The organism is Qipengyuania xiapuensis (genome assembly GCF_019711395.1).
GTDB classification, from domain to species: domain Bacteria; phylum Pseudomonadota; class Alphaproteobacteria; order Sphingomonadales; family Sphingomonadaceae; genus Qipengyuania; species Qipengyuania xiapuensis.
Genome location: NZ_JAIGNL010000001.1, coordinates 362,847 through 375,983, shown reverse-complemented (window position 1 = coordinate 375,983; position 13,137 = coordinate 362,847). Strand labels below are relative to the sequence as shown.

The window sequence follows — 13,137 nt, the reverse complement described above, 5'->3', positions numbered from 1 at the left end:
CATCCGTGACCGCACCGACCTCGCCGCCGACCGCCGAGAAACGCGACCATTCCTATACCCACCACGGGATCACCATTTCCGATCCCTATCACTGGATGAAGGACCAGAGCTATCCGACGGTAGATGACGAGGATGTGCTCGACCACCTGAAGGCGGAGAATGCCTGGTTCGAAGCGCGGATGGAGCCGCACAAGGCCCTCGTCGACGAGCTCTACGAAGAGATGAAGGCGCGCATCAAGGAAGACGATTCCACCGTCCCGCAGCGCCGCGGCGAATTCCTCTACTGGTCCGAATTCGAAGAAGGTGCGGAATATCGCAAGTACTACCGCCGCCCGGTTGCCGGAGGAGATGCGCAGCTGATCCTCGACGAGAATGCGCTGGCCGAAGGTCACGAATACTTCCGTCTCGGCGCTTTCTCCGTCTCGAAGAACGGGCGCTATCTCGCCTATTCGACCGACACCAACGGGTCCGAGCGTTTCACCGCGCGGATCAAGGACCTTGAGACGGGCGAACTGCTACCTGACGAGATCCCCGGCACGCTGTCAGGCCTCACCTGGGTGATGGACGACAAGGCGATCGTCTACGGCCTCGCCAACGAACAGTGGCGCGTGAAGGATGCGAGCCTCCACGTTCTCGGAACGCCGATGAGCGAGGATGTCGAGCTCTACCGCGAAACCGAGAACGAAGGCTTCCGCGTCGGCGCGGGTCTTTCGGCACAGGAAGACTGGCTGATCATCTCGGTCGGCGACAGCGAGACGAGCGAAGTGCGCCTCGTTCGCGCCGACGATCCGACCGGCGAACAGATCCTCGTCGCCCCGCGCATGACGGGCCGCGAGTACGATGTCGATGTGCGGGACGGCACGCTTTACGTGCACACGAACGACGATCACGTGAACTTCCGCCTCGCCACCGCGAGCCTCGACAATCCGGGTGAATGGACCACTTTGATTGCGGGATCGGACGAGTTCTACCTGGACGGTTTCGAGCTGTTCAAGGACTTCTACGTGACCGAAGGGCGGCTGCGCGGCCTCGACCAGATCCAGCTGCGCTCCTATGCAGATCCGAACCTCGTGAAGCCGATTGCCTTCACCGAGGCGAGCTTCTCGACCGGCCTTTCCAACAATCCGGAATACGATCAGGACAAGCTGCGCCTCACCTACGAGAGCATGGTTACGCCGGATTCGGTTTACGACTACCATGTGGGCAGCGGCGAGCTGGAACTGCTCAAGCAGCAGGAAATCCCGAGCGGCTATGACGCGAACCTTTACAAGGTCGAACGAATCGAGATTGCCGCGCGCGATGGCACGATGGTCCCCGTCTCGATCGTCAGCCGCAAGGACCGCAAGGCCGGCGGCCCGCTGCATCTCTATGCCTATGGTGCCTACGGCTTTGCCTATCCGCCCAATTTCTCGACCACGCGGCTCAGCCTCGTCGATCGCGGATTCGCCTTTGCCATCGCGCACATCCGCGGCGGCGACGACCTGGGTCGCAATTGGTACCTGCAGGGCAAGCTCAACGAGCGCACCAACACGTTCAACGACTTCGTCGATGTCGCGAAGGGCCTGATCGACAAGGGCTACACTGCCAAGGGCAAGATCAGCGCCAGCGGCGGTTCGGCCGGCGGCGAGCTGATGGGTGTCGTGCTCAACACCAACCCCGAGCTGTGGGGCGCGGTGGTGGCACACGTTCCCTTCGTCGACGTGCTCAACACCATGCTCGACAAGGACCTGCCGCTTACGCCGGGCGAATGGCCGGAATGGGGCAACCCGATCGAGAGCAAGCAGGCCTTCGCCTACATCCTCTCCTACAGCCCTTACGACCAGGTCGTGGCGCAGGACTATCCGCCGCTGCTGGTCACCGCCGGTCTCAACGATCCGCGCGTAACCTATTGGGAGCCCGCAAAGTGGGTCGCCAAACTGCGCGAACTGAAGACCAACGATACGGAGCTTCTGCTCAAGACCAACATGGGCGCAGGCCACGGCGGCAAGTCGGGCCGCTTCGCCTCGATCTACGAGGTCGCGGAGGAGTACGCCTTCATCCTGTGGCAGATGGGCATGACAGAGTGAGCCACAGGTTCGAGCAGACGTTCACGGCGAAGCCCGAGCACATCGACGAGCTCGGGCATGTCAACAATACGGTCTGGGTCCGCTGGATCCAGGACATGGCGACGGCTCACTGGAACGACACCGCACGACCCGAAGACGCAGAGCAGTTCTTCTGGGTCGTGACCCGCCACGAAATCGATTACCGCGGCAATGTCGCGCAAGGCGAGAGCGTTACGGGTCAGACCTGGATCGAGGGCGAGCCACGCGGCGCGACATCGATCAGGCGGGTCGATTTCCGCAATGACGCAGGCAAGGTGATCGTTTCGGCGGCCACGACATGGGCGATGCTCGACCGCGAAAGCCAGCGGCTCGTGCGCGTTCGCCCGGAGGTTCTCGCCCCATTCAGGGAAGCCTAGGCAGCCGCGTTCCGTGCGTTTTGCGCCTCGGGAACGAAGAATGCCATCGTGTCTTCGACCGTCCTGTTGCGGCCTGCATTCTTCGCTTCGTAAAGAAGCTGGTCGGCGCGCGAGTAGAGCGGGCCGAAACGCATTTCCATTTCCTTCGAGACGGCCGTGAAATCGAGCAGGCCCATGCTCGCCGTGATCGGTTCCTCCAGTCCCTCGACATGGCTGAGCGTGCGCGCGCTTATCGCTCTGCGGCGCGCCTCGGCCCGCTTCGAAGCCTCGTCACCGCGCAGCATGAGAAGGAATTCCTCGCCGCCGATGCGGAAGGCGACGAGATTTTCGTCCGCGCCGGAGTCGAGCGCTGCGCCAGCCTGCCTGAGCACTTCGTCACCCACGGGATGACCGTGGATGTCATTGACGGCCTTGAAGCGGTCGATGTCGACGATGGCCATCGTCGTGAAGCCTTCGGCGATAAGTTCCTTGAAGCGCGACTTGAGTGCGCGGCGGTTGAGCAGGCCGGTGAGCTCGTCATGCTCGCTCAGTTCCTCCATCGCACGCGCGGCGTCGACCGCACGGTCACGCTCGCGGCGGATCGAGATGAAGCGGTCGGCCACGGCGAGCGCGGTCGCAACCACCTCGAACAGCAGGGCGAAGTTCTGCGGCCAGGTCTCGTCGAAGGTGAAAGCCGTCACATCTCCCGGTGCTGCCACGAAAACCGTGGTGGCCTGGATCAGGATGATGAATGCGAGCGGCGTGAAGCCGAGGATGAGGTAAGGCGCCATCCGGCTGCCCGCGGCGCGAACCGAGAAGAGCACGTAGAAATAGCCCACCAGCAGGCTGCACAGCACGCCGAAATAGGCATGGTCGATCCATACGTCGAACACGTCGGGGAAGAAGGTCGTTGCCACCGCGCTCGAGAAACTCACTGCCGCAATCGTGCCGAGGATTCGCTTGTGGCGCCTCTGCATGAACTCGCGCTCGATGAAATTGTAAGCGAACAGGAAGGTCGCCACGATCATCAGGTCGAGGCTGAAATAGGTCACCGCGAGCTCGGTCTGATACGACAGGGGAAGCAGCAGCGCGATGAGGCCCGAGACTGCAGCGGTCTGGATCGCGGCCATGACACAGAACACCGCATGGAACAGCGGGAAGGGTCGACGTAGCGCGCGATAGAAGCCGAAATCGAAGATGATCGGTGCAAGGAACAGGCCGCACATCAATGCTGCGAGCAGGTGGATGTAACCCGCATTCGCCTCGACGCTGGGCTGTGTTACCAGCTTTGCCTTCACCAGCATTTCGGGCCACCAGCCCCCCTCGAGGACCATGACCAAGGCGACCGGCGGTGTTTCGGTCTTCGGCAGCTCGGTAATCGACTTGAGGCTCGAGGAGCCCAGCTGGGTGTCTGCGAAGCTGTAGCTGGCCGAGGTTTGCGAGCCGTCGGCCTCGAGGGCGATCAGGGTCAGCTTCTCGTATTCGTTGCGCTCGAACTCGGCGAAGCGTGGAGCCGGTGCATTGTCAGACCGATTGGTAAGATCGTGGCGCACGACATGACGGGTCAGGTCCCAGTCGAATGTCGTACCGTCGCACTTCCAGCGCGACGCATCGGCAACCAAGTCCGCATAGGTCTCGCCCGGCTTGGCCGAAGTGTGGCAGACCGATCCTGAAGAGAATTGTGCTTCCTGAGCCGCCACCCGCGCAGGCACAGCCATCTGCAGCGCCAAAAGGGCGAGCAGGACCAGGCGCAGCACGCGCTGGAAAATTGGCGGATGGAATCTCTCCATCCGTGCCATTTAGGGGTGCCGACTTAAGGACAGGTTACGAAAACCGAGGTTTCCTTAACCTTATCCGGTTAGGACGTCTGCGACCGGCCGGTAGTCGTAACCGAGCTCGTCGGCCACCGCCTTGTAGGTCACTTCGCCCTTGTGGACATTAAGACCTTCGGCAAGGTGCGGGTCGGCGGCGAGTGCCTTCTTCCAGCCCATGCGGGCAATGCGCAGGGCATGCGGCAGCGTCACGTTGTTGAGCGCATAGGTGCTGGTACGCGCCACTGCGCCGGGCATGTTGGCAACGCAATAATGGACAATGTCGTCAACGACATAGGTCGGATCGGCGTGCGTGGTCGGCTTCGAGGTTTCGAAGCAGCCGCCCTGGTCGATCGCGACGTCGACGAGCACCGCGCCCTTCTGCATGTCCTTGAGCATCTCGCGCGTGACGAGCTTGGGTGCCGCTGCGCCCGGGATCAGCACCGCGCCGATCACGAGGTCCGCGCCGCACACCGCGTCATAGAGGTTGGCAGCGTTGGAGAAACGCGTGCTGGCACGGCTTTCGAAATGGGTGCCGACTTTTTCGAGCACGTCGGGATCGCGGTCGAGAATGGTGACGTCCGCACCGAGGCCGGCGGCCATCTGCGCCGCGTTGAAACCGACCACGCCACCGCCGATGACGACGACCTTGCCCGGCATCACGCCCGGCACGCCGCCGAGCAGCACGCCGCGGCCGCCATGGGCCTTTTCAAGGGCAGTCGCGCCGGCCTGAACGCTCATGCGGCCTGCGACCTGGCTCATCGGCTTCAGCAGCGGCAGCTGGCCGCCGGGACCGGTAACCGTTTCATAGGCGATCGCGGTCACGCCGCTTTCGACAAGGTCCTTGGTCTGCGGCGCGTCGGGGGCCAGGTGCAGGTAGGTGTAGAGGATCTGGCCCTCGCGCAGCTTGGCGCGCTCGACCGCCTGCGGTTCCTTGACCTTCACCACCATTTCGCACTCGGCGAAAATCTCGTCGGGCGTGTCGACGATCTTCGCGCCGGCTTCGATATACTGCTCGTCGGTCGCATCGATGCCGCAACCGGCCTGCGTTTCGATCCAGACCTCGTTGCCCTGCACGATCAGCTCTTTCGCGCTCTCCGGCGTAAGGCCGACGCGGTACTCGTGATTCTTGATTTCCTTGGGGCAACCGATGCGCATGGGGGACTCCTTGATTTGGCGAACCCGTTACATCTGCAACCATCGTCCCGCAAGGCTTGTCGCAGCTCCGCAGGTCCGATTTCCCGGTATTGTGTGGCGTGCCGGCCTAGAGCGTGCTCCAGGCCAGCTCGACGCCGTCGGCACCCGGAACCGTGGTAATGCTCGTTATGATGTCCGCATCATCGAGCGCCCTTGCGACCGCAGCGGCCTCCTCGGCATTGCCGATCACCATCACTTCGACCCCGGTCCGGCTTGCCGCCCAGATGGCGAGGTCGATGCTCGCAAGCCCTTCAGCGGTGGGCTCGCCCTCGTCGTTGGTAGCTACGCGGGGGAGTTGCAGGAGCGGAGGACGCAGCTCGGCGGTCCAGCCCGGCGTCGCGGCGGCAACCCGTCGCTCGAGTTCGCGATACCCCTGCAGGGTCAGTTCGGGCAGCGGCTTCGCGGTCGCCGAAATGCGCCGCATGTCGCGATCGAGCATGACATCGGAGCGCGCGACACCGCCGGCAGCTGCCATGCGTTCGATCATCGCCGTCACCTGCCGTTCGGTTGCCGCGGCCTGCTCGGCCACGCGCGCCTGCGCCAGTTCGGCCTGCTGCGCAGCGCCCGGATCGGTGCTGACGCGAAGCTGGTCGAGCGAGACCGTCACCTCGCGGCCGAGCCGCTGGGTGAGACGCTTCGTGAGGTCGGCCTCGGCCCCGGTGCGGAATTCGGGCGTGAACACGTTCGCCCCGATCTGAACGGGTTCGCTTTCCCAGTTGATGCTCGTCTCGCCGATCTCCGCGTCCTCGGGGAAGGCATTGGAGATTTCGGTGGTGACGATACGCTGCGCGCCGGCTTCGAAGGCGATCGAGCGCAGCGACAGGCCGAGCGGGATCGCCATGGCGACGAAGATCACGAAGATGCCGACGTTCTGGAACCAGCCCTGCCGCGTCGAGAGCGAGGTGCGGAAGCCGTAGAGGCGCGCCATCAGCGTGGCGGTCAGCGCGATCGTCAGGAAGTTGGTGATGAACAGGCCGAGCGCGCCGAAGAAGACCGTCCAGTTGAGCGTCGCGAGACCGAAGCCGACCACGGCCAGCGGCGGCATCAAGGCGGTCGCGATGGCGACGCCGACGATGGTGCCCTCGCGCCCGCGGATCATGGCGTAGGAACCGGCGATCGAGGAGAACAGCGCGACCATGAGGTCGAGCAGGTTGGGGCGCGTACGCGCGGCGATTTCCTCGGTCACGGTCTGCAATGGCGAGACCAGCACGATGAGCGCTGCGAATAGGATTGCGGCAACGCTCCCGAGCGCAAGCGACCTCGCGCTGATTTTCAGCCACTTCTGTTTTCCCGTCGCGAGCGCGAAACCGACGCCCAGGATCGGGCTCATCAGCGGCGACAGGAGCATGGCGCCGATCACCACCGCGCCGGAGGACAGGAGAAGGCCGAGGATCGCGATCCCGGCCGACATCATCACCATGAGGAAATAGCGCGCGGTCGCAGGGCATTCGAGCGCCACCTTGGCGACCACCGCCTGATGGTCGACACCGCTCACGACATTCTTGCGCCAATAGCTGCGCAGTGGAGCGATTGAGCGCCCGATGGGCGAATAGACCCAGCGGGCCACGCGTTCGGGCTGTTCGTCGGCGGAGGCGCTTGCGGGCGTCGTATTCATCGGTTTCCCCTAAATGGGATTTCCGTCCTGGTCGCGGAAAATTTCGCGGCGGCCGACATGGTTGGCAGGGCCGACCAGCCCCTCGGCCTCCATCCGCTCGATCCACTTAGCGGCGGTGTTGTAGCCCACGCCCATCTGGCGCTGGAGCCACGAACCCGAAGCCTTCTGGTTCTCGATCACGATCTGGCAGGCCTGGCGATATTTACGTTCGTCAGGGTTGTCCGAGGCGGTAAACTCGTCCTCGAAATTGAAGCCGCCGTCCTCGGGCTCCTCGGTGACCGCATCGACATAATCGGGCTTGCCCTGAGCGCGCCAGTGATCGGCCACGCGTTCGACCTCGTCGTCGCCCACGAAGGGACCGTGCACGCGCACCATCGCGCCCGTGTTGGGCTTGTAGAGCATGTCGCCCTTGCCCAGGAGCTGCTCTGCGCCCTGCTCGCCGAGGATGGTGCGGCTGTCGATGCGGCTCGTTACCTTGAAGCTGATGCGGGTCGGCAGGTTCGCTTTGATGACGCCCGTGATGACGTCGACAGAGGGGCGCTGCGTCGCCATGATCAGGTGGATGCCGGCGGCACGCGATTTCTGCGACAGGCGCTGGATCAGCACCTCGATTTCCTTGCCGACCGTGACCATGAGGTCGGCAAGCTCGTCCACGATCAGTACGATCAGCGGCAGCGGTTCGTAGTCGAGCTGCTCTTCCTCGTAGAGCTCCTCGCCCGTCTCCGGATCGAAACCGGTCTGCACGCGGCGGCCGAGCGGCTTGCCCTTCTCCGCGGCCTTGCGAACCTTCTCGTTGAAGCCCGCGATGTTGCGCGAATTCACGCTGCTCATCATCCGGTAGCGCTTTTCCATCTCCTCGACCGCCCATTTCAATGCGCGGACCGACTTGGCAGGTTCGGTGACCACCGGGCTGAGGAGATGTGGGATATCGTCGTAGGTCTTGAGCTCGAGCACCTTGGGATCGATCAGGATCAGGCGGCACTCGTCGGGCGTGAAGCGGTAGAGCAGCGACAACAGGATCGCGTTGAGGCCCACCGACTTACCCGAACCGGTGGTACCTGCCACCAGCAGGTGAGGCATGGCGGCAAGGTCGGCGATGATCGGCTCGCCCGCGATATCCTTGCCGAGTATCATCGGCAGGCTGCCCCTGTGATCTACGAAGGCCGCGGAAGTCGCGAGTTCCTTGTAGCTGACCATCTGGCGGTCGGCATTGGGCAGCTCGATGCCGATCACGGTCTTGCCGGGGATCGGCGAGACGCGCGCGCTGATCGCGCTCATGTTGCGGGCGATGTCTTCGGCAAGGCCCACGACGCGGCTCGCCTTGATGCCGGGTGCGGGCTCGAGTTCGTACATGGTCACGACCGGGCCGGCGCGTACCGCGGTGATCTCGCCCTTCACGTTGAAATCGTCGAGCACGTTCTCGAGCAGGCGCGCATTGCGTTCGAGCGCGATCTTGTCGAGCTTCGGGGCATTGCTCTCGGGCTGGTCGGTCAGCAATTCGTGGCTCGGCAGCTGGTAGCTGGCGAACATGTCGCGCTGCTTGGCCTTGGCCGGGCGCGAGCGTGCAGGCGCTGCGACCGGATCGGCGATTTCAGGGGCCCGGCGCGGCTCGCGGGCAGGCACGGACTCATCGTCATCATCCTCGACCACGGCTTTCGCGCGCTTCTGCTTCTTCGGCGGTAGCGGCAGGTCGATCTCGGATTTCTCCGTGCTACGCCGCAGCATGTCGGGAAGCGTGAAGAACTGCGCCCAGTCGATGGCGAAGACCTTGGTGACGAGGCCCAGCCCTCCGCCTAGCGCAACCAGCCCGAGCGCACCGATGATCCAGCCGGAGAAGTCCCCGCCGAAGCGCGTCGCGACCGCCTCTACACCGCCTGCGCCGAGCAAACCTGCAAGGCCGCCAGCGCCTGCCGGGAAAGGTCCGGGGCTACCCTCGAACAGCAGCGCGATGACCGTGCCGAGCAGCAGCATGGCCAGCATGAGAAGCGCGAAAGGGCTCCACCACTTGCCGGGCATTTCCTCTTCGTCGGGGTCCTCGACACCGGTCCACAGGCGGCGGGCGGAAATCCAGAGCAGCGGCAGGAGCAGCAACGCAGGCAGGCCGAACAGGAAATAGGCCCTCTCGGAAGCCCAGGCCCCGCTCGCGCCCATCCAGTTGGAAATCCGGGTGCCGTCGGCCGCTGTCGAGGGGCTCGGATCGGTCTGCGTGTAGCTGACGAGCGCCAGCGCAAGGAACAGCAACAGCACGAAGAGAATGCCCGCACCCGCCATATGCGTCGCGCGGCGAAGCGAACGGCGAAAAGCCGCCCGCCAGTCGGGTTTGGCGCCTGCGCGCGTAGCCATTGGAATTTTCCCTTCTACCGTCTTGGCGCGCAGTATGAATCCTCGACGACTCCGCCGTCAAGCAACCTTCGTCGAAGCGAGTCCGTCGATCGCGCCCCAGCGCGGCCAGCCGAGCTCGGCAGCGCGCTGCGCATCCATGCCGCCGAGCGCGATGACGGGCACGGGGGACTGCTGTGCAAGTACGTGGAAACCGAAGGCGCCGAGCGTCGCACCGCCCGGGTGCGAGGCGGTCGGGAAGACGGGCGAGAGGAAGATACCGTCGGCACCTGCCTCCACAGCTTGGCGGATCTCGTCGCCGTCATGTGCCGTGGCGAGCCTCAGCCCTTCGCCGAAACATTCGGGCGGACCGTAGGTGCCGTCCTCTCCCCACCCGCTGGCGCGCGAGAGGATGACGAGGTGCCCGTGATCGCGAGCGATGACTGCCAGCCGGTCGAAACGCGCGCGGCGTTCTTCCGGTGCGAGATGGTAATGCCGGAACACGAAGCCCGACCCGCGCGGCAGGCCAGCCAGCGCCGCTTCGAGCTGCGCGTCATTACGCTCGTCCGAGAGCAGCCACAGGAGGGGAAGGGTCTGGCGCGTTGTCACAGCTACGCTATAGCGCGCCACGATGGAAAAGGCAGATACCCCGCTCGAACAGGTCCGCAGCAATATCGCATTGGCGTGCAAGCGCGCCCGCCGCGATCCGGGCGATGTCACGCTTGTTGCCGTGAGCAAGCGGCATAGCGCGGAGACGATCGAGCCCTTGCTGATCCAGGGCCACCGCCATTTCGGCGAGAACCGCGTGCAGGAAGCGCAGGAGAAATGGCCCGAATTGCGCGAGCGCCATCCAGGCGTGCAATTGCACCTCGTCGGACAGCTCCAGTCGAACAAGGCGGAAGATGCCGCGCAGTTGTTCGACTTCATCCATTCGCTCGACCGCCCCAGCCTCGTGAAGGCTCTGGCCAAGGCCTATGACAAGACCGGCAGGCGCGTGCCCTGCTTCATCCAGGTCGATGTCGGCGACGAGCCGCAGAAGGGCGGCTGCCCGGTCAAGGAGGTGCCCGCGCTGATCGAGCAGGCGCGCGATGCCGATATCCCGCTCGCCGGCCTCATGTGCCTGCCTCCCGCCGATATCGAGCCTGCACCGTTCTTCGCATTGCTCGACAAGCTTGCCCGCGACCACGGGCTGGAAGGACGCAGCATGGGTATGAGCGGCGACTACGAGACCGCGATCATGCTCGGCGCGACACATGTCCGTGTCGGCACTGCATTGTTCGGCGAACGTCCCTCGTAACGAAAAGGGGGCGCCTCCGGGCGCTGAGGCAGCGCAGCGATAGCGCAAACAAAAAGGGGCGCCTCGCGGCGCCCCTTCTCTTTTCCGGTCAAGCGTGTCCGATCAGAATTCGAACATCGCTTCGACGCCGACCTGGCGACCCTTCGACAGCGGCGACAGCGTGCCGCCTGCGGGGAAGAAGTCGAACGGACGGTTCACGCCGTTGCTCAGCGGGCCGCCGAAGGGCAGCTGCGTGTCGCCGCCGGCCTGGACCTGGTCGAGCAGGTTCTTGCCGTAGAGCGAGAAGCTGAGGCCTTCCATCGGGGTATCCCAGGTGATGTTGGCGTCGAGGTTCTGCGCGTCCTGGATGTAACCGAAGTTGTTGTCGGTGTAGGCGAACTCGTCGCGGAACTGGTAGTTCACGCGGGTCGTGATCGCGCCCGAGCCGAGCAGCAGTTCGTGGATTACACCGACACCCCATGTGATCGGGGGAACGCGCGGAAGCGACAGGGCGAGATCGGCATCGTTGATGACGCCGTCACCCGAGATGTCGAACGCGACATCGTCGTATTCGGCATCGATGATGCCGATGTTGGCCGTGAACAGCAGGCCGTCCGACACGCGCATGCGACCTTCGGCCTCGAAGCCGAGGATCGTGGCATCCGCCGTGTTGAGGATGAACTGCGAGACGCCGGCAGTCGGGCTCGACTGGTTCACTTCGCGCTGCATGTCCGAAATGTCGGTCAGGTAGACCGCGGCATTGAGCGTGAAGTCGCCATCGACCGACTGGAATTTCCCGCCGAGCTCGTAGTTGTCGACCTTCTCTTCGTCGAACGAGAAGTTGCCGCCCGTTGCCGGGACCACGACGTTCTCGAACACGTTCGCGTTGGTGATACGGAAGTTGTAGCCACCCGAACGATAGCCACGCGTCCAGTGAGCGTAGAGCTGGCCGGTGCTGAATTCGTACTGGACGCCGAGCTTGGGCGACCAGTTGGACCAGCTGTTGTCATCCGTGAAGCCGTTGTTCTCGGTCGGGATGAAGGGGTTGGTGCCCGAGGTCGGGCAAGTGCCGTCGACGACCGAACATTCGGGACGCGGACGGATGTAGGTTACGCCAGCATCCTTTTCCTCGCGGCTCCAGCGGAGACCTGCGATGATCGAAAAATCGTCCGACAGGTAGAACTGGCCGTTGGCAAATGCGCCGAGAACCTGGTGGTCCTGGTAACCGCCACCGTAGAAGGTCAGCGGCGAGAGCGGCGGCAGGTCGCGGATTTCGGTGTAGGCGATCGACTGGTCGAAGAAGAAGCCGCCGACAGTCAGGTCGAAACCGTCGCCCGAAACCGCATAGCGCAGCTCGTTCGAAATCTGGTCCTGTTCGGTCTGCGTGTCCGAATGGAAGCCGAAGAAGGGAAGCGAGTCGATGTCGCCGCCCGTCACGGCATCGTAGGAACGATAGCCGAAGATGTTGGTCAGCGTACCCGGGCCCACGTCGAGTTCTGCGGTGACCGAACCGGTCCAGATCTCGTTGTCGTAAAAGCCGGGGAAGTCGATCGAGAAATCGAAAGTGTCACGGCGGAAGAGGCCGCGGTTCTGGCCCGAGGGACCGTCACCTTCCGAGGTGAAGTAATCGAGCTTACCGCGGATCATCAGGTCGCCGAAACGACCTTCGAGCGCGCCGCGAAGGATCTTCGTTTCAGCCTCGCCGTGGTTCGAACCGTCGAAGAGGTTGGTGAAGTAGCCATCGTCCTTGTTGTAGTAGCCGCCGAGCTTGAACAGCAGCGTATCTTCAACGAGCGGGCCCGAAACGACACCGCTGACGGTGTAGTTCGAACCGCCGCGACCGCCGTCGAGCCACGGGCCGTCGACCGAAGCGCGGACCTTGCCGCTGAATTCCTCGGTCGGGTTGCCGGTGTTGATCAGCACGGCACCGCCGGTCACGTTGCGACCGAACAGCACGCCCTGCGGACCGCGCAGGATTTCCACGCTGTCGAGGTCGAAGACGTCGAACACGACGCCGCCGTTGAAGCCGAGATACACGCCATCGACGAAGACGCCGACGGTCGGGTCGATCGAGGGGATCGAGGAGTTGATGCCGAGACCGCGGATCGAGAAGTTCGCCGTACCGCGGCTGGTGCCGATCTGGTCGAGCGAGACGTTCGGTGCCGAATAGGTCAGCGACTGGATTTCACGAACCTTGAGCGCGTCGAGGCTTTCCGAGTTGAATGCGGTGACGGCGAGCGGCACGTCCTGCACGTCTTCGGGGTTCTGCGTCTTGGTACCGGTGACGACGATCACGTTCAGTGCATCGATTCCGCGGCGCTGTTCGGGCGCCTCTTCCTCGGCCTGAACCGTGGTGTCTTCATCCGCATCCTGTGCCAGCGCTGCCTGGGGGAGCAACGTGAAACCTGCCCCGAGCAGGGCAAGCGTGCGCAACGATAGCGTAGTGGTCCTCATGGGAACTCTCTCCTGTTGGTAATCT

9 protein-coding genes are annotated in these 13,137 nt (G+C 63.9%); 3 read left to right on the top strand and 6 right to left on the bottom strand.

What is annotated here, in order from left to right; all coding sequences use genetic code 11:
* Positions 1 to 5: 5 nt before the first annotated feature.
* Complete coding sequence (locus K3163_RS01885; RefSeq protein ID WP_345719688.1) at positions 6 to 2,066, top strand: S9 family peptidase; 2,061 nt, start codon at positions 6 to 8, stop codon at positions 2,064 to 2,066.
* Positions 2,063 to 2,461 carry an acyl-CoA thioesterase gene (locus K3163_RS01880; protein ID WP_221551515.1) on the top strand — a complete coding sequence of 133 codons (399 nt, stop codon included), beginning with the start codon at positions 2,063 to 2,065 and terminating at the stop codon, positions 2,459 to 2,461. Before K3163_RS01885 ends, K3163_RS01880 begins: the two co-directional genes overlap by 4 nt.
* Here K3163_RS01880 and K3163_RS01875 read toward each other — a convergent pair.
* From K3163_RS01875 to K3163_RS01855, 5 genes are all read right to left on the bottom strand, one after another.
* The gene (locus K3163_RS01875; RefSeq protein WP_221551513.1) at positions 2,458 to 4,230 is read right to left on the bottom strand and encodes a sensor domain-containing diguanylate cyclase; all 1,773 of its coding nucleotides are present in this window, start codon (positions 4,228 to 4,230) and stop codon (positions 2,458 to 2,460) included. The genes K3163_RS01880 and K3163_RS01875 overlap by 4 nt on opposite strands.
* A 60-nt stretch (positions 4,231 to 4,290) precedes the next feature.
* Positions 4,291 to 5,409: an alanine dehydrogenase gene (gene ald / locus K3163_RS01870; RefSeq protein ID WP_221551502.1), complete on the bottom strand. Its 1,119-nt coding sequence runs from the start codon at positions 5,407 to 5,409 to the stop codon at positions 4,291 to 4,293.
* 106 nt (positions 5,410 to 5,515) lie between these two features.
* The gene (locus K3163_RS01865) at positions 5,516 to 7,063 is read right to left on the bottom strand and encodes a DUF389 domain-containing protein (protein WP_221551493.1); all 1,548 of its coding nucleotides are present in this window, start codon (positions 7,061 to 7,063) and stop codon (positions 5,516 to 5,518) included.
* A 9-nt stretch (positions 7,064 to 7,072) separates the two neighbouring features.
* Positions 7,073 to 9,406, bottom strand: a complete 2,334-nt coding sequence (locus K3163_RS01860) for a DNA translocase FtsK (protein ID WP_221551491.1) — start codon at positions 9,404 to 9,406, stop codon at positions 7,073 to 7,075.
* 57 nt (positions 9,407 to 9,463) lie between these two features.
* Positions 9,464 to 9,991 (bottom strand): thiamine phosphate synthase, encoded by a 528-nt coding sequence (locus K3163_RS01855; RefSeq protein ID WP_345719687.1) that lies wholly within the window; start codon positions 9,989 to 9,991, stop codon positions 9,464 to 9,466.
* Positions 9,992 to 10,013: 22 nt separating this feature from the next.
* On the opposite strand from K3163_RS01855, the gene K3163_RS01850 reads away from it, so the two are divergent.
* Positions 10,014 to 10,679: a YggS family pyridoxal phosphate-dependent enzyme gene (locus K3163_RS01850; RefSeq protein ID WP_221551489.1), complete on the top strand. Its 666-nt coding sequence runs from the start codon at positions 10,014 to 10,016 to the stop codon at positions 10,677 to 10,679.
* Positions 10,680 to 10,781: 102 nt separating this feature from the next.
* Here K3163_RS01850 and K3163_RS01845 read toward each other — a convergent pair whose 3' ends face one another.
* Entirely contained in the window at positions 10,782 to 13,112 is a 2,331-nt protein-coding gene (locus K3163_RS01845) for a TonB-dependent receptor (RefSeq protein ID WP_221551481.1), read from the bottom strand.
* Positions 13,113 to 13,137 lie beyond the last annotated feature (25 nt).